Consider the following 25421-nt stretch of genomic DNA (forward strand, 5'->3'; position numbering starts at 1 on the left):
CCAAAGAAAGTTTGCCAAACCCATTAATGTTTCCTTGCGAGTCGCGGATCACTTGCGTTATCAGCGCAGGTGCTTCGGTCCGGGCGGTAAACGTCCGGTAAAAGGGAACACGGTGCGGCGCAATTTTGTGCCAATTCCGCGACTGCCCCCGCAACTGTAAGCGGTGAGCGCGGCTGGACTACGCCACTGGGGACCAACCCTGGGAAGGCCCAGCCAAGCTTTGATCCGTAAGTCAGGAGACCTGCCGAGGTGATCACCCTGTCCGGGTGCGGGGCGCATCATGGGCAACGGTATCTTCCGTAGTGGTGACGTTCACGCACCGTCTGCGGGGGACGTCCGTCCTTTCCAAAGACATTAAACCATGTTGCGCGCGACGCGCCGGAAGGGAATTGGACTATGAAGAAAAATATCGCCACCGTTGGGATTCTATTGTCGGGGGTCGCGCCACTGCACGCGCAGACTGACGAGGTCTTCGTGCTGGATGAGATCGTTGTATCCGCGTCATTGGAAGAAACAGAGCGGAGCCGGACCGGCGCAACCGTGACCGTCGTGACGCAGGAAGAGCTGCAAGAAAGCGGCGAGACCCGTGTGATCGAATACCTCGACCGGCTGCCCGGCGTGTCGGCCAGCGGCAATGGCGGGGTCGGATCGCGGGCAACGCTCCGCCTGCGCGGGCTGCCGGGGCGCTATGTTCCGGTCTATATCGACGGGATCGACGTGACCGATCCGTCCTCAACCCAAACAGCGTTTAACTGGGGCGACCTCACAACTTCCGGCATCTCGCGGATCGAGGTGCTGACCGGGTCGCAATCGGCGTTGTATGGTTCAGAGGCAATCGGCGGCGTCATCAACATCACAACCACGCGCGCGACGGAAGAGGGGATACACTACTCCGCTGGGATTGAAGCGGGCAGCTACGACACCGTGCGGGCCGAGTTGGGCGTGACCAGCAAAGGGGAGCGGGCGGAGCTTGCCTTCAACCTGTCCCATATCAACACCAACGGCTTTTCCGCGGCAGACGAAAACGCAGGCAACACCGAGGCGGACGGCCACGAGTCGACAGCGCTGACGTTCTCCGGCGCATATCAGGCGACCGATACGCTAAAGTTGGGCTTTACGCTGCTTTATCAGGATTCTGAGACGGAGCAGGATGGCGGCTTCCCGGTTGCTGATACGGCGGGTCAGGCGTTCGTCACACGCAAAGCTGGCCGGGTTTACGCGGAGATTGATGGCGATGTTGTCAACCACAGTTTCAGCCTGTCCCATTCCCGCACCGATCGGTTTTTCCCGGTTGGGTTCAGCCAGAACTTCCAGGGGGACCGGACAGAGGCCACCTATCAGGGCAGCACGACGTTCAATGATGTGAAGCTGGCCTTCGGAACGTCCTACACCAAGGAAGAATTCTCCGTCGATGCCGTGTCCGGCAGCTATGATATCGCGTCGTTGTTTGGTGAGGCGCAGTATGCGGTGAATGACGCGGTCGATATCTCGCTGTCCCTTCGCCACGATGAACATTCTGAATATGGCTCAAACACCACGGGGCGGCTTGCGCTGGCGTGGCGGGCGACGCCGGATACCGTCGTTCGTGCCTCCGCCGCGACAGGGTTCCGCGCGCCGTCGCTTTATGAGCTTTTCGGCCCGTTCGGTGACCCAACCCTGCAACCCGAAACCAGCCTGAGCTTTGAGTTGGGCGTTGAGCAGAAGATCGCAGGCGGTTCGGTGCGGGCGACGGTATTCCACACGGAAATTGACGATTTGATCGGGTTTGCGGGCGGCACTTATGCGCAGGTGCCGGGGACCAGCGTGACGCGGGGCATCGAACTTGCCGCGGCGCTTCCGATCAGCGACCGGGCTGATTTCTTCGGCAGCTACACCTACACGAATGCCGAGGACCAGGCTGGAAACCAGCTTGTCCGCGTGCCGGAACATGACCTCGTGTTGGGGCTTGAAGCCGAGCTTGGCGGCAATTGGAGCGGACAGGTCAGCTTTAATCACGTCGCTGGGCGGGCGGACGATGGCGGCATGGCGATGGGGGATTACAGCCTCGTCAACGCCAGCGTAACCTACGACATTTCCGATAATGCCGAAGCCTACCTGCGGATCGAAAACCTGTTGGATGAGGAATACCAGACCTCGGCCGGTTACGGCACATCGGATCGCGCCTTTTACGTGGGGCTTCGTGCGCGCTTCTAGCGTCATATCCCTCGCCGCCGCCCTCTGCCTGATGGCGGGTGCGGCGGTTGCGGACGCGCCGAAGCGCGTCGTTTCCATGAATCTGTGCACGGATCAACTGGCCATGCTGCTCGCGGCACCCGGCCAGTTGATTTCGGTCACGAAGCTTGCGCAAGACCCGCGCAGTTCGGCGATGGCGGCTGAGGCGGCGCAGTATCGGGCGAATACCGGCGTCGCCGAAGATGTGTTTCTGCTCAACCCGGATCTGGTTGTCGCAGGCACGTATAATGCCGGCCCAACGCTTAACATGCTGGAACGGTTGGGTATTCCGGTCGTCACCTTCAGTCCCGCGAATGCGTTGGAGGAGATACCCGACCTGCTGCACCAGATGGGCGACGTCTTGGGGCGGCGTGACGCGGCGGACGACGCGGCGCAGCGGTTTTCCGAGCAGCTCGCGGATTTGCAGACATCAAATGCGGATGGCCCTCGGGCGGCACTGTATTATTCGCAAAGCTATACCGCAGGTGACAAGACACTTGCCGGTCAGATACTGGCAACCTCCGGGTTTCTGAACATCGCGGATGAATATGGCCTGTCGAGCGGTGGCACCCTTCCGCTTGAACTGCTTGTTCTGTCCGCCCCCGACGTCGTGATCACCGGACGGCCCTATGAAGGGTATTCGGAGGCTGATGCCGTCATGTCCCACCCGGTTCTTGCAGAGGCAGGGACTACAGAGGCCGACACGCTCCTCACCAGCCGGGAGTGGGTGTGCGGAACACCCCATGTCTTGAACGCGGTCGCAGCGATGGTCATGGCGCGAGAGCAGTTGGACGCGGCTGAGTGATGCGGGGGCTGGCGATCATACTCATCACCGCGACGGTGTGCCTGTTTATCCTGTCGCTGGTGATCGGTCCGGCAAGCGTCGGTGTGGGCGATAGCCTCTCCGCGCTTTTCGCCGGGGATGGCGGCCCCTTAACCCTTGTTATGCGCGAAATCCGGCTTCCCCGCGCGTTGCTGGCCGTGATGGTCGGCGGCAGCCTTGGGCTATCAGGCGCGGCGATGCAGGGATACTTGCGCAACCCGCTGGCAGAGCCGGGGTTGATTGGTGTTTCCTCATCAGCGGCCCTTGGCGCGGTGCTTGCATTGCAAACCGGGCTCGCCGCGCAATTCGCACTTGGCCTGCCGCTATCGGCCTTGGCTGGGGCGTTGATCGCCGTGTTCCTGATCCTATTCCTTGCTGGGCCGCGCGGGTCGTCGATGACGTTGATCCTTGCCGGGATCGCAATCAGTGCGCTGGCGGGCGCGTTCACGTCGCTGGTCCTGAACCTGTCGCCAAACCCCTTTGCCGCGAATGAGATCATCTTTTGGATGCTCGGATCGCTCACCGACCGGTCAATGATCCACGTCGCAATCGCGCTGCCATTCATGGCGGTCGGCTGGGCGATGTTGCTGACACTTGGCCGCGGGCTGGACGCGCTGACATTGGGTGAAGACGCCGCGCAGGCCGCCGGGATCAACCTGTCCCGGTTGCGTTTGGTGCTGATCCTTGGGGTCGCCTCTGCCGTGGGGGCCGCGACGGCGGTTGCCGGAACCATCGGTTTTGTCGGACTGGTCGCGCCGCACCTGCTGCGCCGTCTGGTCGGCGCGCGGCCATCAACGCTGCTCTGGGCTTCGGCGCTTGGCGGGGCGGCCATGGTGCTGGCGGCGGACATCGCGGTGCGCTTGATCCTGCCGGACCGCGACCTGAAACTGGGTGTGGTCATGGCGATCCTTGGCGCTCCGCTATTCCTGCACCTGATCTACAAGACGCGGAGGGAGATTTCGTGACCCTCCTGCATCTCGATAACCTGACGGTTCTCCGCAAATCCTGCCCGGTCGTGGATCAAGTGAGTTGCACCATCACCGAAGGCGAGTTTGTTGGCCTGATTGGCCCCAACGGCGCGGGGAAGACGACGCTGATGCGTGCCGCGCTTGGCCTGCTGCGGCATGAGGGGCACAGCAGCCTTTCCGACATGACTGCGAGCGCCCGTGCGCACCACGCTGCATGGATGCCGCAAGCCCGCGAAATCGCGTGGCCGGTCGATGTCGAAACGCTCGTCGCGCTTGGCCGCATCCCACATCTACCGCGTGGTGCGCGGATAAGGGATACCGACCGGGCCGCGATTGATGCGGCGCTGGCACAGATGGGGCTGGACACCTATCGCCACCGCGTTGCGACACGACTGTCGGGGGGCGAACAAGCCCGCGTGCTGATCGCGCGGATGCTGGCGCAGGAGACTCCGCTGCTGATCGCGGATGAACCGATTGCCGGGTTGGACCCTGCGAACCAGATCACGACGATGCGCTTGTTTGCCGAACTTGCCGAGGGTGGGCGAACGGTCGTCGCGTCGCTGCACGATCTAGGCCTCGCGGCCCGCCATTGCACGCGTCTGTTGCTGCTGAACAAGGGGCAGTTGGTCGCCGATGGCCCGCCGGATGAAGTTCTGAAGCCGGAAAATATCAGCGCGGTCTTCGGTGTGTCGGCGTTTTTCCGGCGCACCGATCAGGGGATCGTATTTCAACCGCTGGAGACGCTGGAATGATCGCTGTCTCTATCACTCATCCCTGGCTGACCGTTGATTTGGGCCGCGAGATGCGCGTGCTGAGCTGGGCGTTGAACCGCCCCGGCTACGTATCCGCCCAACAGATCGTCTGGAGAGAGGTGCGAAACGCCGATCTGCCCCGCGATCTGGATGTGGTTGAATGGTTTGATGCAGAACTTCGGCAGGCCGGTCGGCTTGATGCGGTCGCGATGATTACGTCCCGCGATATCGGCACGCACATTCATGCAACCGCGCTGATTGATGGTGTTACGGCAGAGTGCGTCGCAACGCTCGGTTTATCCAACGCCGAAAGCGTCGGCACACGGATCGCACAGCCCTCGCAAGACTGGGGAACGATCAACATCGCGGTCCGCATCGACGCCGCATTGACCGACGCGGCGCTTCTGGAAGCGATGAGCATCGCGGCAGAGGCGCGAACCGCAGCGGTGATAGGCGCGGGGTGGGAGGTTTCGACCGGCATTGCCACCGGCACGGGGACGGACTGTATCGCGGTCGCCGCCTTGCCGGGGTCGCTGCGCTTCGCCGGGCTACACACGGCGGTGGGTCATGCGGTCGGGCAGGCTGTGAAACAAGCGGTTGGACAAGCGGCGGCAGAGTGGACGGCGACGGTCGGGCAACGGATTTCAGCGGAGTAGGATGATGAGCAGTTTTTCAACAACCATCGACAGCTTGGCGGGCTTCCTGATCCGGGGCGGCCCCGCGCTTTGGTTGATCGCGGCGCTTTCTGTCGTCACGCTTGCGCTGATCCTTTGGAAAATCTGGCGTTTGGTCCTTATGGGCGCATGGTCCGGGGCAGCATCCCGCGCGGCGGTTGAGGCTTGGTGTGCTGGTGATGCCAACGGTGCCGACCGGGCGGTTGCAGGTCGCAGCAGCCTTCGCGCGCGTTTGGTCCGGGCGGCAATGGCGGCACGCCAAGACGCAACCCTGACCGACAGCGCAGCGCGGGAGGAAACCACCCGCGTCGCCAAGGCCGAACTGTCCCGCGCCCGCGTCGGCCTGCGGGCGCTTGAACTGATCGCAACAATCGCGCCGTTGCTGGGCCTGCTCGGCACCGTTCTGGGCATGATCGAGGCATTTCAGGCCTTGCAGACGACCGGAAGCCGCGCCGATCCCGCCGTGCTCGCCGGGGGTATTTGGGAAGCGCTGTTGACCACTGCGGCGGGCATGGCGGTGGCGATCCCGGCTTCAATGGCATTGACGTGGTTTGAAAGCATCGTCGATCGCGTGCAGGCGGATATGGAGGATTTTGCAACCCGGATCTTCACGCGCGGACCCGCGCTTCGGGACGCCGCGTGATGTTCGCTTTTGCCCGACACCGACAATCAAGACGGCCCAGCCTGACGCCGATGATCGACGTGGTGTTCCTGCTGCTCGTCTTTTTCATGCTCGCAGCCCGGTTCGGGCAGGACAGGGCGATCCCGATTGCGACGGCGGGGCAGGGGCAGGATTATTCCGGCCCACCACGTCTGATTGAGGTGCTGCCGGATGGGCAGCAGTTGAACGGCGAACGGGTGGATCAGGATGCGTTGCTGGCGCAGATCGACGCGCTGACGACCACGACCGATGACACGATTGTCTTGCGGGCGGGTGATGGCGCAGATGTGCAGCGCGTCGTTGACATGGTGGAGCTTCTGTCGCGCGGCGGCTACACGCAAGTTGTGCTGGTGGAGTGACGTGGTGAATTTCGGCATATCCCGTCGCAAACCCCCAGCGGAATCCATCGTGCCGATGATCAATGTGGTGTTTCTGCTGCTGATCTTTTTTCTGATGACCGCGCAGATCGCAGCGCCTGATCCGTTTGAGGTCTCTCCGCCCGCTGCCGAGGTAGGGGACGTCGCCGATGGGGATGGGCGGTTTTACGTGTCGGCGGATGGTGACGTATCCTTTGACGGTCGGGTCGGAGAGGCCGCGATTGCCGCTGCCGCATCGGGTGACGTGGCCGAAACGCTCGAAATTTATGCGGATGCGGCCTTGGCAGGGGCTGAGCTTGCCAAGCTGTTGGCGAAGCTCACCGGGGCTGGCGTGAAAAACGTAACGCTTGTGACGGTGGCGCGATGACACGGATCGCCGAAGCCCTTTTGTTTCTGACCTTGGCGGTTGGCCTCCACGTTGGTGCGTGGTTTCACGCGCCGGTTGGCGTCGCCGAAGGGTCCGGGGCAGGCGGCGACGCGGCGTTATCGCTGGAAGCGGCAGATGCCGCCATGGCGGCGATGGTTGCGTCGTGGGAGGAGGTGCCGGAGGTGTCCGAAGCCGTTTCGCAAACGGTAAGCGCGCCTGAGCCCCTTGATGCAATCGCGCAACCGGATCGCCCGCCAGCCGAGGTAACGGCCCCGCGCACGAATGCCCCGTCGGTTGCGCTGCCGACTGCAGAGAACACCGCTCCACCCGCGATTACCACGACGCCAGCGACGCGTCCGACCGTGGAAGCGAAACGGCCAGATACCACAACCGCCCGCCCGCAACCCCGCCCCGAAGCGCCCGCAGAACAACCGCGACAGGCGGCGTTCGGTCCGGCGAACTCCACCCCCCAATCCGCTGAGCGGGCAGAGGGGCAGGGCAACGGCACGGCGAGAGGGCAAAACGCGCAGGCAGAGGTTGCGACGCTATCCTCTGGCCAGCGTCGGGCGTTGCTGGCCAACTGGGGCGCGACGATCCGGGCGCGGATTGAACGGCGAAAGCCGCGCGTGTCGGGCCGTGGCACGGCAATGGTTCGGATCGTCGTTGGGCGCGATGGACGTGTGCAGGGTGTCGGGCTGGCGCAATCCTCTGGCGACGGTGGACTTGACCGCGCCGCTATCCGCGCGGTCCAGCGTGCAGGGCGTTTCCCGCCCGCCCCGCGGCAACTGACCGACGTGCGCTATACCTTTGATCTTCCGGTCCGCTTTCAGTGACGCGCCAAAGATCGGACTTGGACCGATACCGCGTATCGCCTAAAACAGAATAAAGCGTGGCGTGCTCGGCTGTTAGCCAACACCGTGCCGCCGCAGCGGATCGGTTGGATTTCGGGATACCCCGACCTCTTAACCGGCCCGCAACAGGGGCGGGCATATGGTCGACGACAACAGCAGCCGGAAACTGATAAAGTCCCAGATCAAAGCCGCAGGCGGGGCGCTGGCGCGTGCGTGGTATGTGCTTCGGTCGCGCGGGCCGAGTCAGGTCCAGTTCTGGTTTATCGCGCTGGTGATCGGGATCGCCGCCGGCTTTGCCGCGCTGATTTTTCGTAAATGCATCGACGTGTTGCAAAGGTCGCTTTACGGCACAGACGACGTGCGGATGCTGCACACCTTCGCGGAGACTTTGCCGTGGTATTGGATCTTGGTCATTCCGATTGCCGGTGGCCTCGCGGTTGGCTTAATCCTGCACTACTTCACGCCGGATGGCCGATGCCGCACGGTGTCCGAAGTGATCGAAGGCGCCGCGCTGCATGAAGGACGGATGGAGCATAAGGCAGGTGCAGCGTCGATCCTGTCATCGCTTATCACCCTGTCGTCTGGTGGGTCGAGCGGGCGGGAAGGGCCGGTCGTGCACATGGCCGCCGTCATCTCAAGCTGGGTGTCGACGCGGATCAATGCAGACGGGATCACGGGTCGCGATCTGATGGGATGCGCCGTCGCAGCGGCGGTATCTGCGTCGTTCAATGCACCTATCGCAGGTGCTTTGTTCGCGCTGGAGGTCGTGCTGCGTCACTTCGCCGTCCATGCCTTCGCGCCAATTGTGATCGCGAGCGTTGCGGGGACGGTCATCAACAGGCTCGAGTTCGGTAATGTGACGGAATTCACCCTGCCGGAATACAGCCAGCTTGCGTTTTACGCGGAACTTCCGGCCTTTCTGCTGCTTGGTCTGCTGGCTGGTCTTGTCGCGGTTCTGCTGATGCAGGCGGTTTTTTGGGGGGAAGATATCGCCGCCCATGTCCAAAGCCGCTTTGGCATCCCGCGCTGGCTACGGCCGGCCGCCGCCGGGGCCATGCTGGGCGGCTTGGCGATTGGGTTCCCCCACATCATCGGCGTCGGGTATGAGACGACATCTGCCGCGCTGACTGGCAAGCTCGTGTTTCACGAAGCGGTCGTGTTCGCCATGTTGAAGGCGGTCGCTGTCGTCATCACGCTGTCGGGGCGGATGGGTGGCGGGATATTCTCGCCCTCTCTGATGCTTGGCGCGTTGACCGGGCTGGCGTTCGGCCTGATCGCCACGCAGATTTTCCCGGACGTTTCAGGGTCGGAGTCGCTTTACGCGCTCGCCGGGATGGGCGCCGTTTCCGCCGCCGTTCTGGGGGCGCCCATTTCGACGACGTTGATCGTCTTCGAACTGACGGGCGACTGGCAGACGGGGCTTGCGGTGATGGTGTCGGTTTCCTTGTCCACCGCGCTGGCGAGCCGTTTGGTCGACCGGAGCTATTTCCTGACGCAGTTGGAGCGGCGCAACATTCACCTCGCCGCCGGGCCGCAGGCCTATCTGCTATCGACCTTTTCGGTCGCCAAGCTGATGCGTCCGCAAGGGACACCGCGCGCCGCCTCTGACGAGGCGTGCTGGGAATTGATCGAAAAGGGCATCTACATCGACGGAAACGCGACGTTAGAGGCTGCCTTGCCCGCGTTCGACGGGGCGGGTAGCAACTTCATCCCCGTCGTGACGCTGACCGGAGAGGATGAACCGCCAGAGCTGTGGGGTGCCTTGTTCCAGGTCGACGCGCTCAAAGCCTATAACCGCGCACTGGCCGAAACCGCGGCGGAGGAGCATTCCTAGCCGTCAGCGTTTCAATCGCGCCGCGCGGCCCCCGCGCCGCTTTGTTAGTTTTGAGGCGCGGTCGGGTAGGTCGTCCATCACCTCCCGCCGTGCGTCGGCGGTCATCCTGCTCCAATCCCTGATTTCGTCGAGCGTTCGGTGGCATCCAATGCAAATACGCGCTTCGGGATGGACCACGCACACCTTGATGCAGGGGCTTTCAACCTCTTCCCGCTTCCAGACGTCATCATTCATGTCAAAGCCCTTGCCGCATATGCCCAAGCCGGTCGAGCACACCTTGAAGGATATACCCGGCTGCGACGTGGTCGATCACCTCGGCGCGACGTTTTCGGGTCGTATCCGCCTCCAGCAAGGCACGTTCGGCGGCGACGGTGGAAAGACGCTCATCCCAAAAGCTGATGGGCAAGTCGGTCAGTTTGGTCAAATTGCGGGCGAACGCGCGGGTTGATTGGCAGCGCGGGCCTTCGGAACCATCCATGTTGCGTGGCAGGCCAAGGATCAGCCCGCCAAGCGCCCTGTCATTCGCGATGTCCAGTATCCGGGCCGCGTCGATTCCGAATTTCTTGCGACGGATGGTTTCAAGCGGGGTGGCGACGGACAGAAAGCTGTCGGACACCGCGACGCCGATGGTCTTTTCCCCGAAATCGAGCCCGGCGAGGGCGCGCATGGGGGGCAGGGCGTCAGCAAAGTCCTCAATCGTTTCACAGATCATTCCGCGATACCCGCCTGGTTTGCCGATGCTTCAATCCGCGCCAGCGCGTCGGGGTTATCTGCAAAGACCGTTCGCGCCTCCTCAAGAATCGCGGCTGCGCGGTCGGTTTCGCCCAACACGGACAGCGCCCCGATCAGCTGCGCCCATTCGTCGGGCGTGCCGCCGTCGGTGGCAAGCCGATCCGCGAGGGTTTCGACCATTCCGCGGATCATTTCGGCCCGTTCTTCTGGGTTCATATCCTCTGCCGCGGCCACCGCGCCCGCGTCGGGGCCGGGGGTTGGGGGCGAATAATTCACGCCCGCCCGCATCGCGGTGTCGGCAATCCGCGCCTCAATCGCCGGAACCCACGGGGCGTCTGGCGGGCTGTCGTCCAGCAGGGCCGACCAGAACCGGAACGCAAGGTCCGGGCGGCCCGTCTGGGCGAAAAGCAGGCCGGAGTAATACCGCGCCGTGCCGTTCGTCGGGTCAAGGTTAAGCGCACGGGTCAGCGCCTGCTCGGCCTCGGGCGAGACATAGCCCCCGGCGGCGAGGATCAGCAAATCCGCGTATTTCGCGTAGTCGTCGGCGGTGGCGGAGTCGCCCTTGATGCGCAGCACGTTTGCCTGTGCGCGGTGGGCCGCGATCAGGTTGCCAAGCCGCGCTTCGTTATCGACAAGCAGGGTGTGGCCCTGAAGATCATCGGGGCGGCGCTCAAGCTCTGTCCGTAACCGTTCGATCAGCGCGACGTGGTCAGGGTTTGCCTCAACCTCGCGCCGCTCGACACCCGTTTCGGCGGTGGCTTGATCGGGGCGTTCGGCCCGCATTTCCGCCGCCGCCGCGATTCTGGAGCTGAGCGGCAGATCGGGATAGCCCGGCGCACCGAGATAGATGTAGAGAGCCGAGCCGCCCCCCAGAATGACAAGGGCAATCGCGATCGCAAATACCCGCGATATACCACCATGCGGGGTCGAGGATGCGCCGGCCGCCTGCGCCGCCTTGTCCGCCTCAAGAATACGACGAGAGATTTCGAGCCGCGCGCGCTCCGCCTCTTCAGGCGCGATCAGTCCGCGCACCTTGTCGCGGTCAAGATCGGCCAGTTGATCCTTGTAAATCAGAACGTCGGATTGCGCCGCATTTTGCGACCCCTGCGGACGGCGCAGCAGTGACATCGCCAATAGCAGCGATACCAGCGCACCCAAAACCAGTGCCGCAATCCAAAAGCCCATCGACCTCTCCTGTTCAAGTGCCGCTGGTCTACAAGTGATGCCTGGCCGACGAAAGGGCAAGTGACGCATTTTACCGCATGTCAGCGCCCCGCCCCTTGGATGATGTCGGGATTTCTGCAAACAATGCCGCTGACAGAAACGGGGGGATGCGCAAGCTGCTGCATTAAGTGGCAGACTGCCCCCTTCGGAAACACCGGATTCGTATGCCCATGAGACGTTATTCCGCCTTCGCTATCGCCAGAGAAGCCGCCCGATATCACCAGGGCTGGGAACGGGCCTGGGCTTCGCCCAAGCCGAAGAAAAAGTATGACGTGGTGATCGTCGGCGCGGGTGGGCATGGTTTGGCCACGGCCTACTACCTTGGCAAGAATTTCGGGATCACTAACGTCGCGATTGTCGAAAAAGGCTGGCTTGGCGGTGGCAACACCGGGCGGAACACGACGATCATCCGGTCGAACTATCTGCAAGACCCGTCAGCGGCGATCTACGAAAAGGCCCGCAGCCTTTACGAAACGCTAAGCCAGGATTTGAACTACAACGTCATGTTCTCGCCCCGCGGCGTGATGATGCTGGCCCAAACCCAGCATGAAATCCGCGGGTATGAGCGGACGGCGCACGCCAACGCCTATCAGGGCGTTGAAACCGAATTTATCAGGCCTGATCGGGTGAAAGAACTGTGCCCGATCATGAATATCGATGGCCCCCGCTACCCCGTGCTTGGTGCCTTGTGGCAGCCGAGGGGCGGCACAGCACGCCATGATGCGGTCGCGTGGGGCTATGCCCGCGCCTGTTCTGCGATGGGCATGGACGTGATTCAGAAATGCGAAGTCACCGGCATTCGGCAGGCAAACGGTCAGGTCACGGGCGTTGATACGACTCTTGGCGCGATTGACTGTGACAAGCTTGGGATCGTCGTCGCAGGTCATTCAGGCCACTTGGCCGAGATGGCCGGGTTCCGGCTTCCGATTGAATCGGTTGCGTTGCAGGCGTTGGTGAGCGAACCGATCAAGCCCTGTATGGATGTCGTCGTGATGGCGAACACCGTTCACGGTTACATGAGCCAGTCCGACAAGGGCGAAATGGTCATCGGGGGCGGCACGGACGGGTTCAACAACTACACCCAGCGCGGCAGCTTCCACCATATCGAGGAAACCGTGCGTGCGTTGGTTGAGACATTTCCGATGATCTCTCGCCTCAAGATGCTGCGGCAGTGGGGCGGGATCGTTGATGTGACGGGCGACCGCTCTCCGATCCTGACGAAAACGCCGCTTGGGGGCTGCTTTATAAATGGCGGTTGGGGCACCGGCGGGTTCAAGGCCATTCCCGGCTCTGGCTGGGGTTTTGCGGAACTGATGGCGAAGGGCCATTCACCGCTAACGGAGGCGTTTGGTCTGGAGCGGTTCAAGGAAGGCCGGTTCATCGACGAAAGCGTCGCAGCGGGGGTGGCGCATTGATGCTATCTGCCGCCTGTCCACTGGTCCCAGTTACCAAGACTTCCGCCCTTGGCGCGGTTGTTGGTCGTGTCGCCGTCATTTCCAAGGCCGCGAAAAACGATCACGATTGCGACGATCACAATCAGCGCCAACGGCGCAATGCTAATGAAATTCCACAAGTTATCGGTGTCCATACAGCAAAATATGGGGTCCGGTATCGCGTAATTCCAGAAGGAACTGCACCATGCTGATCCTTGAATGCCCCTATTGCGGTGTCAAAGCCGAGGAAACCGAACTCCACCCCGGCGGCGAAGCCCATCTGAAACGCTTCGGCCCCGGATCGTCGGATGATGAGTTCGAATCCTACCTTTTCACCCGGCAGAACCCGAAAGGCGTGAATTTCGAACGCTGGCGGCATGTGAATGGCTGTGGCAAGTGGTTTCACGCCGCACGCTGCACCATGACCCTTGAGGTGTTCGGCACCTATTCGGCCCAAACGACAGAGCCGCCCAAGGCGCTGATCAACGCGATCAAGAAGAAACGACCGAAGTGGGAGGGCCAGCCATGAGCACCCGTTTGGAACAGCATGGCCGCCTCGTCAATCGGATGAAACCGGTTGAGTTCACCTTTAACGGCAAGCGTTTGAAGGGGTATGAGGGTGACACACTGGCCTCAGCCCTGTTGGCAAACGATCAGATGCTGGTGGGCCGATCCTTCAAGTACCACCGTCCGCGCGGGATCGTCGCGAGTGGCGCGGAAGAGCCGAACGCGCTGGTCAATATGGGCGAGGGCGGTCGGTTTGAGCCGAACCAAAGGGCGACGACCACCGAGTTGTTCGAGGGTTTGAAAGCGGCCAGCCAAAACCACTGGCCAAGCCTTGAATTCGACGTTGGCGCGCTCAACACGCTTGCCGCGCGGTTCCTTCCGGCGGGGTTCTACTACAAGACTTTCATCCACCCTCGCGCCGCTTGGAAGCATGTGTTTGAACCGATCATCCGGCAGTCCGCCGGCCTTGGCAAAGCGCCAAAGGATCGGGATGCGGACAGGTACGAACATTTCTACGCCTTCGTTGATGTCGTAGTGATCGGCGGTGGTATCGCCGGGCTTCAGGCCGCGAAAGCGGCGGGCGAGTCCGGTGCGAAAGTCCTGCTGATCGAACAGACTGCCGATTGGGGCGGGCGCGCACCCGTGGATGGCGCTGAGATCGCCGGAAAACCCGCGGATGATTGGGTCAACGAAACCGTCGAAGCGCTCGACGCGATGGAAAACGTGCATATCCGCACCCGCACGATGGGGGCCGGGGTTTACGATCACGGCTACGTCCTCGCCTATGAACGTATCGCCGATCACACGCCGGGCGATGATCGCCCGCGCCATCGGTTGTGGCGTATTCGCGCCGGGCAGGTTGTGACCGCGACGGGCGCGATTGAACGCCCGCTCAGCTTTGCGGGGAACGACGTTCCGGGTGTCATGCTCGCCTCTGCCGTTCGGGATTATCTTGTGAACTGGGGTGTTTCGATTGGCGATCGCACGGTCATCGCCACGAATAACGACGATGCGTATCGCACCGCTATCGCGCTGAAAGAGGCCGGGATGGATGTTCCCGTCATCATTGATGCCCGCCCCGAAGCGAACGGAGCGTTGCCGAACCGCGCGCGGGAGCTTGGCATTCGGGTCGAGCCCGGCAAGGCGATTGGCAAGGTTAAAGGTGGCAAACGGGTCGAGGGCGTATCGCTCTGCCTTCAGGCGGGCGAAGGCGGCGCGCTTGAGGATATCGCATGTGACGCGGTCGCAATGTCGGGCGGATGGTCCCCGGTCGTGCATCTTTGGTCGCATTGTGGCGGCAAGCTGACTTGGGACGCGACGAACGCGATGTTCCGCCCCGATCCGGATCGCGGGCCGACCGGTGCTGACGGCGAAACCTTCGTTGTGCCGGCGGGTGCAGCCAACGGAGCCTTCGCGACCGGTGATGTGCTGTCGGATGCTCATGCCGCAGGAAAAGCGGCCGCGAAGGCGCTTGGCCACAAGACAAAACGCACCGCCGCACCCAAGGCAAACGATGTGGAGGAGCAGCCGATGCTGCCCGTCTGGATCATGCCGCAGGGGGCGGGCGATGCGCTCAGGATTAAAATGTGGCTCGACTACCAGAACGACGTGAAGGTCAGTGACGTTCAACTGGCCGCCCGCGAAGGATACGAAAGCGTCGAACACACCAAGCGCTACACGACGCTTGGCATGGCGACGGATCAGGGAAAGCTTTCCAACATCAATGGCTTGGCCGTGCTGTCCGATGCCTTGAATCAAGAAATTCCGACAACCGGCACGACGACCTTCCGCCCGCCCTACACGCCGATCTCAATGGGTGCGATCGCGGGCGAGGCGCGGGGCGAGATATTCCAGCCGCTGCGCCGGACGCCGATGCACGATTGGCACGATGCGAACGGCGCGTATTGGGAACCCGTCGGCCACTGGCGCAGACCCTACTGCTACCAGAAACCCGGGGAAAGCATCGAGGACGCGGTGAACCGGGAAGTCACCAACACCCGCCAAAAACTCGGCCTGCTGGACGCCTCGACGCTTGGCAAGCTCATCGTGAAAGGGCCGGATGCCGGGCGCTTCATGGACATGATGTATACGAACATGATGTCAACGCTGAAGGTCGGTAAATGCCGTTATGGCCTGATGTGCACCGAAAACGGGTTTCTCAGCGATGACGGGGTCGTTGCGCGGCTGGATGAAGATACATTCCTCTGCCACACGACATCCGGTGGGGCCGACCGCATCCATGCGTGGATGGAAGAATGGCTCCAGACGGAATGGTGGGATTGGAAAGCCTACGTCGCCAACGTGACAGAGCAATTCGCCCAGATCGCGGTCGTCGGCCCGAACGCCCGCAAGGTTCTGGAAAAACTCGGCGGCATGAACGTGTCGAAAGAGGCGCTGGCCTTCATGGAATGGAAGGACGGCAAGATCGGGGAGTTTGACGCTCGGGTCTTCCGCATTTCGTTCTCTGGCGAGCTGTCATACGAAATTGCCGTTCCGGCCGGGCAGGGCCGCGCGTTCTGGCAGGCGTTACTTGATGCGGGGCAGGAGTTTGGCGTTCAACCTTACGGCACCGAGTGCCTACACATCATGCGCGCCGAAAAAGGGTTCATCATGATCGGTGACGAAACCGACGGCACGGTGATCCCGCAAGACCTTGGCCTGCACTGGGCGATCTCCAAGAAGAAAGAAGATTTCCTTGGCAAGCGCGCGCAGCAGCGGACGCATATGGCCGATCCGGATCGCTGGCAGCTTGTGGGGTTGGAAACGCTTGACGGATCTGTATTGCCCGACGGCGCATATGCTTTGGCCGAGGGCGAAAACGAAAACGGGCAGCGCAATATGATCGGGCGCGTGACATCGACCTATTACTCCCCGACCTTGGGACGTGGGATCGCAATGGGCTTGGTCAAGCACGGCCCGGACCGCATGGGCGAGACCGTTGAGTTTGGGTTAATCGACAAGACCACAGTCAAAGCGAAGATCGTTGATCCAGTCGTCTATGACAAAGATGGGGAGAAGCAGAATGTCTAATGTAGTCAGCGCACTGAACCATCAATCCTATCAAGGGTTCGCGACGGTGGAAGAGCTTGGCCTGCGCGGCATGATAACGCTGCGCGGTGATCTGGCTTCTGCGGCGGTCAAGAAAGCGGCGACCGGTGTAACCGGGGTCGATATGCCAGGACAGCGAGAGATTTCCTGGGCCGACGAAAAAGGCATCGCGTGGATGTCGCCGGACGAACTGTTGGTCATTGTGCCTTACGACGATGTGAACAAATCGCTAGGCGCGATGGAGAAGACTCTGAAGGGTAAGCACGCGTTGGCAGCAAACGTATCCGATGCACGCGTCGCGATCCGAATAGCAGGGCCGGGCGCGCGGGAAGTGCTGGCGAAGGTCTGTCCAGTCGATCTGTCCACGGAGAATTTCGGGGCTGGTGAAATCCGCCGCACCCGCCTTGCCCAAGTGCCCGCCGCGTTCTGGATGTCGGGCGAGGATGAATTCACACTTGTCGCATTCCGGTCCGTCGCGACCTATGTTTTTGACGTGCTGTCGACCGCCGCAAGCCCGGGATCTGAGGTCAATTATCTATAGACATGTGGCCGAGACACATAGCCACGTCTGCGTTGAAACTATCCGATTGTCGTTCCGTTAAGATTGTGCAACCTGTGCTTTGATATCGTTTAATAATTGGAGCACAATCTGTGAAACTACTCGGCTATTTTGTTGCATTTGGTTGCCTTGTCTGCAGTCCGGCGGTTGCGGATATTACTGGGAAATATGAGTGCGAACTCCGCGATGGAAACTCAGGGGGATGGGTTCCGACAGAAATCCACTTCTTGTTGAATGGTGATGGCAGCGCCGTTGTGGCCGACCCGGTTAGTTACCACTTTACCGAAGCGCCCGTTCAGACCCGGTACTCGCAAACCCGTGGTGGGAAGATCCGGGTAAATTGGGCAATCAACACGCAGGATGTGACAGCGCAGCGGGCACGGATGAGATATCGCGCAGAAATCGACAGTTCGTCGCTGGCGATATACATCCGCGCAGACCCGGCAGACTACCGCGCCAATTTGTCGGGCCGCGGTAATTGCCGGAAAGTGTCGTAACATCAGCCCGAGACGTAGAAGTCGAATCTTGATCGCGGCCCGATGAAACCAGATCACGCCGGGCCGCGTTGACCAGATAGAACTCGCGAAACAGGGCGCGCGGCCCTTGACCTTTGGGTCGTGGTGCCTCCATCTAGCGGGGAACTTTAACGCACGAACATATAAGGGGGCTGACCAATGGCTTTTGAACTTCCTGATCTTCCCTATGCGCACGATGCGCTTGCGGATAACGGCATGTCGAAAGAGACGCTGGAGTATCACCACGATCTTCACCACAAGGCTTATGTGGACAACGGCAACAAGGCGATTTCCGGCACCGAATGGGAAGGCAAGTCGCTGGAAGAGATCATCAAGGGCACCTACGATCCCAATTCCGTGGCGCAGTCCGGTATTTTCAACAACATCAGCCAGCTTTGGAACCACAACCAATTCTGGGAGATGATGGGCCCCGGCGACAGCAATATGCCAAGCGAACTGGAAAGCGCCCTGAAAGACGCATTCGGGTCGGTTGACAAGTTTAAAGAGGAATTCTCTGCGGCAGGTGCAGGCCAGTTCGGTTCAGGCTGGGCATGGCTTGTGAAGGATACGGATGGAAGTCTGAAGGTCACGAAGACCGAAAACGGCGTGAACCCGGTATGCTTCGGCCAGACCGCGCTTCTTGGCTGTGATGTGTGGGAGCATTCCTACTACATCGATTTCCGGAACAAGCGCCCGGCCTATCTGACGAACTTCCTCGACAACCTGGTCAACTGGGAAAACGTCGCATCGCGGATGTAAGACCTGCTTGTCAGGATTAGTGACAAAAAACGCGGCCTCATTCGGGCCGCGTTTTTTGTCGAGGGTTTTGGGGTCGGGTGTTCTGGACACTCCCCGCCGCCTATGAAAGCGTGCGCCGTCTGCTGATTGAGGAAGCTGAGGATGAGCGAGGCGCGCAAGGGTATTTTAGCGATGGTTTTGGCCTGCTCCATCTGGGGGCTGTCGGCCATGTTTTACAAGGCGCTGGCGCATGTTCCGCCGCTTGAGGTCTTGTCTCACCGCACCATTTGGTCGTTCGTATTCTTCGTGGTGCTGATCGCTGTCCAAGGGCGCTTGTCCGACCTTTCTGACCTGTTTCGCCACCCCAAGTTGCTGATGCTGATCGGGCTTGGGGCTGTGCTGATTTCAACCAACTGGTTTGTCTTCATCTATTCCGTGCAAGTCGGACGGGCGGTCGAGGCATCGTTGGGCTACTATATCTTCCCTTTGGTTGCGGTTGTCTTGGGCGCGGTCGTGTTTCGGGAACGGCTTAGCAAGACGCAATGGTCAGCCGTCGCCTTGGCAGCGATAGCGGTTGCTGTGCTGACTTGGGGGCTGGGTGTCACACCGTGGTTGTCACTGGCGCTGGCGTTTAGCTTCGGGTTCTATGGCGTTGTAAAGAAAAAGGTTTCCTCCGGCCCTGTTCTTTCTGTGACGGCGGAGGTGATGCTGCTTTTACCGCTCGCTATCGCGTGGCTTTGGGGTGTCCATTCGCAAAGCTGGGGTGGCCTTGTTGGCCGCAATGTTGGCGCGTTTGGGGGCGGATGGTTGGATAGCATGCTCCTGATCCTCGCGGGGCCGATGACCGCCATTCCGCTGATGCTGTTTTCTTATGCAACGAAGCGCGCGCCCTATGCGACGGTGGGGCTGGTGCAATACCTCAACCCGACGCTACAGGGGCTTGTCGCGGTGATGGTGTTTGGAGAGCTGTTCACCCTCTGGCACATCATCGCGTTCGGGCTGATTTGGACCGGGCTCGCGCTTTATTCAAGTGACGTTCTCAGGCGGCCAAAGCCGATTGCAACTTAGGCTGCGGTTGCCGCGATGCGGTTGGCCAAATCAGCCGGGGTGTCGACGGCTTGGACAAAACTCTTCAGCGTTTCGCCAGCGAAACCTTCGACGATGACGTGATCGATCAGTGACATCAGGGGTGTCCAGTACCCATCTGTATTCAAAAGAAATATAGGTTTCGCATGAAGCCCGAGCTGCCGCCAGGTCAGCACCTCAAAAAACTCATCCAGCGATCCGGCCCCGCCCGGTAGGACCACAATCGCATCGGAGTTCATATACATCACCTTCTTCCGCTCGTGCATGTTCTCGGTGATGATGAAACGGCCTAGGTCGCGCTTTCCGACTTCCCGATCAACAAGATGCGTCGGGATCACCCCAAACGTATCGCCCCCCGCCGCCTGAGCGGACCGCGCAACCGCGCCCATCAGTCCAATGTCGCCCGCGCCGTAAACCAGCCGCCAGCCCCGTTCGGCAAGCGCGGTTCCAAACGCCTCTGCCGCGGCGCGGTAGGCGGGGTTCGCGCCATCGCGTGAACCACAATAGACACAGACAGACAAAGAAGGCATCGCACGATCCTTTGACGGGGGTTGTTTTGACCCGTGATAGCGGTGTTGATACTGTCTAACAAGCATGAGCCGGTGGGGTTCGTCGCGTCATGGGGAATACGCATGGAAGCCAGCAAATTTTCCGGTCTGACCGGGTTTGTCGCGGGCGGGGCATTGGTGATCGCTCTGGGTGTGGCTCTCTACGCTGGGGTGCGGCTGTGGCAGGGTGAACCGCTGGCGGAACCCGCTGCGATGGTGCCTGAGGCGGGGACGGAGGACACCGCCGCCGAGGAAACTGCCGAGGCACCGCAGACAGAGGCACCAGCGGCCGAGACAGCCGCGAGTGCTGATCCCGAACCTGAAACGTCCGCCCCGACCTTCGATGTCGTGCGCGTGGATGGCGAAGGCAACGCGCTGGTCGCGGGCCAAGCCGCGCCGGGCAGCACCGTCACCATCATGATCGACGATGCGCAGGCCGCGGAGGTCGAGGCCGATAGCCAGGGCAAATTCGCGGCCCTCTTCTCGGTCGAACCGAGCGAGGCACCGCGCGTCGTGACATTACAGGAAAATGGGGCGGAGGGTGAGACAGTGGCGTCTGCGGATAGCGTTATCCTCGTCCCGACGCCCGCGCAGGACGAACCTGTGACAGTCGCCGAAGCGGAGCCGGAGGTGTCGACGGACGCTCCGTCTGACCAGGACGGCGATACGACCACAGCCCCAGCAGAGGTCGCGGAAGCCCCCGAAGCGACGATTGAGGCCCCCGCTGACGCCCCCGCCGCCCCGACCATTCTGCTGGCTGACGAAGAGGGCGTCCGCGTCTTGCAACCCAGCGGGGCGGAGCCTGAGGTGTTGGAAGACATCGTGATCGACACCATCGCCTATGACGATGCGGGGGATGTCTCGCTTAGCGGGCGGGGCGCGGACGAAGGCTTTGTCCGGGTTTACCTTAACAACGATCCGATCCGCACAACCCAGATCGAGGCCGATGGAAGCTGGCACACGGAACTGCCCGAAATCGACACCGGCGTCTACACGTTGAGGATCGATCAAGTGGATGCCGACGGCACGGTCACCAGCCGGGTCGAAACTCCGTTCAAGCGGGAAGAGCCGGAGGATATCGCGGCGGCCCGGTCGGAATCCGGCGACAGCGGCGAAACAAGTGGCACGGAGATCAAGGTCGTGACGGTCCAGCCCGGCTTTACCCTCTGGGGAATCGCGCAGGAACGCTACGGCGAGGGGATCCTTTACGTCCGCGTCTACAACGCCAACAAGGACCGTATCCGCGACCCCGATCTGATCTATCCGGGGCAGGTGTTCGCGGTGCCGGAGTAGGGCGGCTAACCTGCCAGGGCATAATCGGCGTAGGCGTCGCGTTTCAGGAATTCACCGATCAGCGGGCGGGCCAGGTCCGCTTGCGTTACGTCAAGCGTCAGGGTCAACGTACCGCCGGACGCGGCGGTTTCCGTAACCAGGCCAAGGCCACGATCCGCCAGATAATCGCCAAGCTCTCGCACAATATCATGCTCCGCGTCGTCGGTAATCGGACCGGAGAGCGTCAGGCGCGCCGTGCGGGGGAAGTCGGCGACCGGGATGTAGCCCTCCTCCATCAACTCCTCCACCCGGTCCATGATGTTGTCGCGCAGGCTGATCGGATGGGTTTCGCGGGGGGCTTGGTGGCCGACGATGCCGTATTGCTCGATGATCCGGTCCGAAAAGATCGCGACATGCATGAATTCGATGATCGGATCGCCGTCGTTGAGGATCAGGTAACGCTCCGGCCCGGCGGGTTTCGTATCGTTCCCCGAAGCGCGTTTGATGAGGCGTTTGACGCCGAGAAACACGCCCTGAATCCGGGCGACCGTGTGGACGAGGAACAGAAGAATGCGGGTCTTGAAGGTCATTGCGCGCGTCACGGGTTAGGGCGTTTCGCAAGCATTAGCCAAAACGCGGGCGCAGCACCATAGGCGAGGTCAGAGCATCGCCCAGTCGGTGAAGCGGAAGGGGGTGGGCGGTTTGGGGCGGTCGGGTGGAGCCAAGGAAATCGTTTCTGCAAGTATTTTTGAAGGCCGTCAGGGCGGGCGATAAAATTCTCGAGGAACTGGTTGATAATTGAGAAAAATTTTTGGAAAGCGCAACGAGACCAGATTCAGGTTGGTTGCACTCCAATTGCTAGTCTCCGGCAACCTTGGTGCTAGTATTGCCTGTCGGTTCCACGCCGGACAATGAATACTCGAATTCATATGTGCCGGCTGGTAGCATGACTCCAAAGTCGTATGACTTGAGATGAACGGAGAAATCGAAATTTGTACCGGCGCCTGCGGCGGCCCCAACATTCTCGGGCGTGCCGTCAGGACTTTTGACCAACTGAACCTCAATAGTCTTTGGCGGCGAGTCGAATAGTGGACTAATCTTTCCGCCGGCCGTAAAGTTGTAAGATGGCCTCGCTATGTTTACGTGTAATTTCCCTTTATTTTGTTTGGGTGAGGCGCCATCATATATTTCTTGGTCAACTTTAGTTACCAACGGCGAACTATGTGTCGGCCGCGCTGATAGCGGTAAGTGATATTGTCGACGATTCGATGAATCTGTAGATCCTTCTAATTGTCCGTAAGAATAATCCAGCTCGCCAAATAACTCCAGCTGCTGTTCGATCCAAACGTTGATCTCGCTTGAAAGGTCTTCGCTAGCGACCCTATTCCAGTCTTGCATCAAACCGGTGTTGGCACGTCTTAGCTGTCTTAAATCTCTAATTATTGCAGTGATATCGGTTTCCGACAGTTTTGTCTGATGATTCTTCGCAAGGAGAGTTTGCTCAAGATATGTCTCTAGTTCGAAAAAGTTCGTCGATTGATCGGCCAGTTTTTTGCTAGATAGCCACGCGATATCGTCGATCTTGTCGTTAGCAGTCGATTCAGCCGCCTTTTGAGCACTACTTTCCGCAAGCGAGGCTGAGACGAACCATGACGCTGCAGTTAAGATGACTGTGACGAGAAAAGTCTCTCCTTGTGTGGGGGCATAGCCTAGAGCGATTCGAAGGCCCAAGTAGGCGACGCCGATGAACAGAATTGCCAGCGGGAGGTAGTGCTTCATTCCCAATGCGACGTTTTTTTTCATTTCAATCGTCCATTCGCTTTAACTATACGGCTGCTGGACCCTACCTCACAAACTTCTTATGCTTCAACCGCTTCGGCTCCAGCGCATCCGCTCCCAGCCGTCGCTTCTTGTCCTCTTCGTAATCCTCGAAGTTGCCTTCGAACCATTCGACATGGGCGTTGCCTTCGAAGGCCAGCATGTGGGTGCAGATACGGTCGAGGAAAAAGCGGTCGTGAGAGATGACGACGGCGCAGCCGGCGAAATCTACGAGGGCGTCTTCGAGGGCGCGGAGGGTTTCGACGTCGAGGTCGTTGGTCGGCTCGTCAAGCAGCAGCACGTTGCCGCCTTCGCGGAGCAGCCGCGCCATGTGGACCCGGTTGCGTTCACCGCCCGAAAGCAGCGAGACTTTCTTTTGCTGATCGCCGCCCTTGAAGTTGAAGCTTGAGCAATAGGCGCGGGCGTTCACTTCGGCGTCTCCGAGTTTGATGATGTCTTGCCCGTCGGCGATGGCTTCCCAGACGGTGGCGTTTGGCTCCAGATCGTCGCGGGACTGATCGACGTAGGACAGGTCGACTGTATCGCCATAGGTGACGGTGCCCTCGTCGGGTTTTTCCTGCCCGGTCAACATCTTGAACAGCGTCGTTTTCCCGGCGCCGTTGGGACCGATCACGCCGACGATACCGCCGGGGGGCAGCGAGAAGCTGAGATCCTCAATCAACAGCTTGTCGCCCATGTGTTTCTTGAGGTTCTCGACCTCGATCACTTTCGAGCCGAGGCGCGGGCCGTTCGGGATGACGATCTGTGCACGGGCGAGTTTTTCCCGTTCGGACTGGTTGGCGAGGTCGTTATAGGCGTTGATCCGGGCTTTTTGCTTGGCCTGACGGGCGCGGGGGGATTGGCGCATCCACTCAAGTTCGCGTTCCAGCGTTTTCTGCTTGGATTTATCCTCTCGCGCTTCCTGTTCCAGCCGCTTGGCTTTCTGTTCCAGCCAGGAGGAATAGTTGCCTTCCCACGGCACGCCACGGCCGCGGTCGAGTTCGAGAATCCAGCTGGTGATATCGTCAAGGAAATAGCGGTCATGGGTGACGATCAGGATGGTGCCCTTGTAGTCCATCAGGTGCTGTTGCAGCCAGGCGATGGTTTCGGCGTCAAGGTGGTTGGTGGGTTCGTCGAGCAGCAGCATGTCAGGGGCTTCGAGCAGCAGCTTGCAGAGTGCGACACGGCGTTTTTCACCGCCGGAGAGTGTTGTTACGTCGGCGTCGTCGGGGGGGCAGCGGAGCGCTTCCATCGCGACGTCGATCTGGGAGTCGAGATCCCAGAGGTTTTCGGCGTCGATTTCATCCTGCAACTTTGCCATCTCATCGGCGGTTTCGTCGGAGTAGTTCATCGCCAGTTCGTTGTAGCGGTCTAGCTTGGCCTTTTTCGCCGCGACCCCAAGCATCACGTTATCCCGCACGTTAAGGGATTCATCGAGCTTTGGTTCCTGCGGCAGATAGCCGACCTTGGCCCCTTCAGCGGCCCACGCTTCGCCGGTGTAGTCGGTGTCGATCCCGGCCATGATCTTCATCAGCGTCGATTTACCGGCGCCGTTCACGCCGACCACACCGATTTTTACGCCGGGTAGAAAGCTTAGGCGAATGTTTTCAAAGCATTTCTTGCCGCCGGGGTAGGTCTTGGAGACGCCGTCCATGTGATAGACATATTGATAGGAAGCCATAGGTCGATCCTTCGGAAATCTTGGGGTTTGTTCCCCTATATCCATCCAAGCGGGGTTGGACAATCGCTGAGCGGGTGGAAACACGCGGGCAGGGTTGACTGTGCGGGGCTACAGACAACTTCCGGACATCGGGCGCGTGTTTGCTGTGGTTGCTCGCCAATCGTCAAGATTGATGCTACGGTTTGTCGCAGGATCGGTGCAAAAGGTGGTGTATCGCGTTGATTATGCCTCTTTTTATCAACAATACCGGGCCTGAATGACGAAGAAGACAAACTACAAAACGGGGACAATGAATGACCAAAACACATATCGTGGTAGGGATCGACGGCTCCGATCCGGGGCATCGAGCGCTTGATTTCGCAAAGAAACAGGCCAAGCTGATCGGCGATTGCGCGATCACCCTATGTTACGTGATCGAATGGTCGCCTTTCGCCTTCCAGACACCAGAGGAAAACGAGCAGCGTCATCAGCGCCGCGAAGAGGAGCTGGCCATCGCGCATGAGCGGGTGCTTGACCCTGCCATCAAGAGCGCGAAGAACGAAGGGTTCGACGTTGATGGCCATATCAAGCACGGCGATGTCTCTGAGATACTTGAGGCTGTCGCGGTCGAGAAAAAGGCGGCACAGATCATCATTGGCCGCGTCGGTGCGCGCGGGTTGCGTGAACGGCTATTTGGCGGGGTCAGCGGACGGCTGGTCGCGACATCTACCGTTCCAGTGACGATCATTCCTTGAAGAAAGGC

At 60.6% G+C, this 25421-nt stretch carries 27 protein-coding genes and 1 riboswitch; of the genes, 19 read left to right on the forward strand and 8 right to left on the reverse strand.

The genetic code is table 11. The features are described from left to right. Window positions 1-58 precede the first annotated feature (58 nt). A riboswitch (cobalamin riboswitch) is annotated at window positions 59-264 on the forward strand. Window positions 265-396: 132 nt separating this feature from the next. The 10 genes from ACEWPJ_RS05265 (at window position 397) to ACEWPJ_RS05310 (ending at window position 9518) form a co-directional block, all read left to right on the forward strand. Then, window positions 397-2193 (forward strand): TonB-dependent receptor plug domain-containing protein, encoded by a 1797-nt coding sequence (locus ACEWPJ_RS05265; RefSeq protein ID WP_416511462.1) that lies wholly within the window; start codon window positions 397-399, stop codon window positions 2191-2193. Continuing rightward, complete coding sequence (locus ACEWPJ_RS05270; RefSeq protein ID WP_416511464.1) at window positions 2180-3016, forward strand: ABC transporter substrate-binding protein; 837 nt, start codon at window positions 2180-2182, stop codon at window positions 3014-3016. The genes ACEWPJ_RS05265 and ACEWPJ_RS05270 overlap by 14 nt, the downstream gene beginning before the upstream one ends. Continuing rightward, the gene (locus tag ACEWPJ_RS05275; protein ID WP_416511465.1) at window positions 3016-3999 is read left to right on the forward strand and encodes a FecCD family ABC transporter permease; all 984 of its coding nucleotides are present in this window, start codon (window positions 3016-3018) and stop codon (window positions 3997-3999) included. The genes ACEWPJ_RS05270 and ACEWPJ_RS05275 overlap by 1 nt, the downstream gene beginning before the upstream one ends. After that, window positions 3996-4754 (forward strand): ABC transporter ATP-binding protein, encoded by a 759-nt coding sequence (locus tag ACEWPJ_RS05280; protein WP_416511467.1) that lies wholly within the window; start codon window positions 3996-3998, stop codon window positions 4752-4754. Before ACEWPJ_RS05275 ends, ACEWPJ_RS05280 begins: the two co-directional genes overlap by 4 nt. Then, window positions 4751-5410, forward strand: a complete 660-nt coding sequence (locus tag ACEWPJ_RS05285; protein WP_416511469.1) for an adenosylcobinamide amidohydrolase — start codon at window positions 4751-4753, stop codon at window positions 5408-5410. Before ACEWPJ_RS05280 ends, ACEWPJ_RS05285 begins: the two co-directional genes overlap by 4 nt. A 4-nt stretch (window positions 5411-5414) precedes the next feature. After that, window positions 5415-6071 (forward strand): MotA/TolQ/ExbB proton channel family protein, encoded by a 657-nt coding sequence (locus tag ACEWPJ_RS05290; RefSeq protein ID WP_416511471.1) that lies wholly within the window; start codon window positions 5415-5417, stop codon window positions 6069-6071. Further along, the gene (locus ACEWPJ_RS05295) at window positions 6071-6448 is read left to right on the forward strand and encodes an ExbD/TolR family protein (RefSeq protein WP_416511472.1); all 378 of its coding nucleotides are present in this window, start codon (window positions 6071-6073) and stop codon (window positions 6446-6448) included. The genes ACEWPJ_RS05290 and ACEWPJ_RS05295 overlap by 1 nt, the downstream gene beginning before the upstream one ends. 4 nt (window positions 6449-6452) lie before the next feature. Further along, on the forward strand, window positions 6453-6833 hold the full coding sequence (locus ACEWPJ_RS05300; protein WP_416511473.1) for an ExbD/TolR family protein: 381 nt from the start codon (window positions 6453-6455) through the stop codon (window positions 6831-6833). Then, window positions 6830-7666, forward strand: a complete 837-nt coding sequence (locus ACEWPJ_RS05305) for a TonB family protein (RefSeq protein WP_416511474.1) — start codon at window positions 6830-6832, stop codon at window positions 7664-7666. The genes ACEWPJ_RS05300 and ACEWPJ_RS05305 overlap by 4 nt, the downstream gene beginning before the upstream one ends. A gap of 157 nt (window positions 7667-7823) precedes the next feature. Next, window positions 7824-9518: a chloride channel protein gene (locus ACEWPJ_RS05310; protein ID WP_416511475.1), complete on the forward strand. Its 1695-nt coding sequence runs from the start codon at window positions 7824-7826 to the stop codon at window positions 9516-9518. Between the two features lie 3 nt (window positions 9519-9521). On the opposite strand, the gene ACEWPJ_RS05315 is transcribed toward ACEWPJ_RS05310, so the two are convergent. Genes ACEWPJ_RS05315 through ccmI form a run of 3 tightly spaced genes read right to left on the reverse strand, consistent with a single transcriptional unit; the run spans window position 9522 to window position 11435 of the window. Next, window positions 9522-9752: a DUF1289 domain-containing protein gene (locus ACEWPJ_RS05315; protein ID WP_416511477.1), complete on the reverse strand. Its 231-nt coding sequence runs from the start codon at window positions 9750-9752 to the stop codon at window positions 9522-9524. A gap of 1 nt (window position 9753) precedes the next feature. Then, window positions 9754-10230 (reverse strand): Holliday junction resolvase RuvX, encoded by a 477-nt coding sequence (ruvX, locus tag ACEWPJ_RS05320; protein WP_416511478.1) that lies wholly within the window; start codon window positions 10228-10230, stop codon window positions 9754-9756. Next, entirely contained in the window at window positions 10227-11435 is a 1209-nt protein-coding gene (gene ccmI / locus ACEWPJ_RS05325; RefSeq protein WP_416511479.1) for a c-type cytochrome biogenesis protein CcmI, read from the reverse strand. Before ccmI ends, ruvX begins: the two co-directional genes overlap by 4 nt. A gap of 209 nt (window positions 11436-11644) precedes the next feature. On the opposite strand from ccmI, the gene ACEWPJ_RS05330 reads away from it, so the two are divergent. Continuing rightward, window positions 11645-12889, forward strand: a complete 1245-nt coding sequence (locus tag ACEWPJ_RS05330; RefSeq protein ID WP_416513005.1) for a sarcosine oxidase subunit beta family protein — start codon at window positions 11645-11647, stop codon at window positions 12887-12889. 2 nt (window positions 12890-12891) lie between these two features. On the opposite strand, the gene ACEWPJ_RS05335 is transcribed toward ACEWPJ_RS05330, so the two are convergent. Then, window positions 12892-13062 carry a hypothetical protein gene (locus ACEWPJ_RS05335; RefSeq protein WP_416511480.1) on the reverse strand — a complete coding sequence of 57 codons (171 nt, stop codon included), beginning with the start codon at window positions 13060-13062 and terminating at the stop codon, window positions 12892-12894. Window positions 13063-13112: 50 nt separating this feature from the next. Between ACEWPJ_RS05335 and ACEWPJ_RS05340 the strand changes: the two genes are divergently transcribed. The 6 genes from ACEWPJ_RS05340 (at window position 13113) to rarD (ending at window position 19342) form a co-directional block, all read left to right on the forward strand. Further along, entirely contained in the window at window positions 13113-13436 is a 324-nt protein-coding gene (locus tag ACEWPJ_RS05340) for a sarcosine oxidase subunit delta (protein WP_416511482.1), read from the forward strand. Continuing rightward, window positions 13433-16444 carry a sarcosine oxidase subunit alpha family protein gene (locus tag ACEWPJ_RS05345; protein WP_416511483.1) on the forward strand — a complete coding sequence of 1004 codons (3012 nt, stop codon included), beginning with the start codon at window positions 13433-13435 and terminating at the stop codon, window positions 16442-16444. The genes ACEWPJ_RS05340 and ACEWPJ_RS05345 overlap by 4 nt, the downstream gene beginning before the upstream one ends. After that, window positions 16437-17003, forward strand: a complete 567-nt coding sequence (locus ACEWPJ_RS05350; protein WP_416511485.1) for a sarcosine oxidase subunit gamma — start codon at window positions 16437-16439, stop codon at window positions 17001-17003. The genes ACEWPJ_RS05345 and ACEWPJ_RS05350 overlap by 8 nt, the downstream gene beginning before the upstream one ends. Window positions 17004-17113: 110 nt before the next feature. Beyond that, on the forward strand, window positions 17114-17518 hold the full coding sequence (locus ACEWPJ_RS05355; protein ID WP_416511486.1) for a hypothetical protein: 405 nt from the start codon (window positions 17114-17116) through the stop codon (window positions 17516-17518). Window positions 17519-17695: 177 nt separating this feature from the next. After that, window positions 17696-18295 carry a superoxide dismutase gene (locus ACEWPJ_RS05360; protein ID WP_416511487.1) on the forward strand — a complete coding sequence of 200 codons (600 nt, stop codon included), beginning with the start codon at window positions 17696-17698 and terminating at the stop codon, window positions 18293-18295. Window positions 18296-18436: 141 nt separating this feature from the next. Continuing rightward, the gene (gene rarD / locus ACEWPJ_RS05365) at window positions 18437-19342 is read left to right on the forward strand and encodes an EamA family transporter RarD (protein WP_416511488.1); all 906 of its coding nucleotides are present in this window, start codon (window positions 18437-18439) and stop codon (window positions 19340-19342) included. On the opposite strand, the gene ACEWPJ_RS05370 is transcribed toward rarD, so the two are convergent. Beyond that, window positions 19339-19890: a TIGR00730 family Rossman fold protein gene (locus tag ACEWPJ_RS05370; RefSeq protein WP_416511489.1), complete on the reverse strand. Its 552-nt coding sequence runs from the start codon at window positions 19888-19890 to the stop codon at window positions 19339-19341. The genes rarD and ACEWPJ_RS05370 overlap by 4 nt on opposite strands. A 102-nt stretch (window positions 19891-19992) precedes the next feature. Between ACEWPJ_RS05370 and ACEWPJ_RS05375 the strand changes: the two genes are divergently transcribed. Continuing rightward, window positions 19993-21201, forward strand: coding sequence for a LysM peptidoglycan-binding domain-containing protein (locus ACEWPJ_RS05375; protein WP_416511490.1), 1209 nt, complete (start codon window positions 19993-19995; stop codon window positions 21199-21201). A gap of 5 nt (window positions 21202-21206) precedes the next feature. Here the strand turns inward: ACEWPJ_RS05375 and ACEWPJ_RS05380 are convergent, their stop codons facing one another. From ACEWPJ_RS05380 to ettA, 3 genes are all read right to left on the reverse strand, one after another. Then, window positions 21207-21770, reverse strand: a complete 564-nt coding sequence (locus tag ACEWPJ_RS05380; RefSeq protein ID WP_416511491.1) for a hypothetical protein — start codon at window positions 21768-21770, stop codon at window positions 21207-21209. Window positions 21771-22038: 268 nt separating this feature from the next. Beyond that, complete coding sequence (locus ACEWPJ_RS05385; protein ID WP_416511493.1) at window positions 22039-22983, reverse strand: hypothetical protein; 945 nt, start codon at window positions 22981-22983, stop codon at window positions 22039-22041. A gap of 40 nt (window positions 22984-23023) precedes the next feature. Beyond that, entirely contained in the window at window positions 23024-24679 is a 1656-nt protein-coding gene (gene ettA, locus ACEWPJ_RS05390) for an energy-dependent translational throttle protein EttA (protein ID WP_416511495.1), read from the reverse strand. A 293-nt stretch (window positions 24680-24972) separates the two neighbouring features. On the opposite strand from ettA, the gene ACEWPJ_RS05395 reads away from it, so the two are divergent. Then, window positions 24973-25413: a universal stress protein gene (locus ACEWPJ_RS05395; RefSeq protein ID WP_416511496.1), complete on the forward strand. Its 441-nt coding sequence runs from the start codon at window positions 24973-24975 to the stop codon at window positions 25411-25413. Window positions 25414-25421: the final 8 nt, after the last annotated feature.

Source organism: Aliiroseovarius sp. YM-037 (genome assembly GCF_048060095.1).
Classification (GTDB): domain Bacteria; phylum Pseudomonadota; class Alphaproteobacteria; order Rhodobacterales; family Rhodobacteraceae; genus JBLUOA01.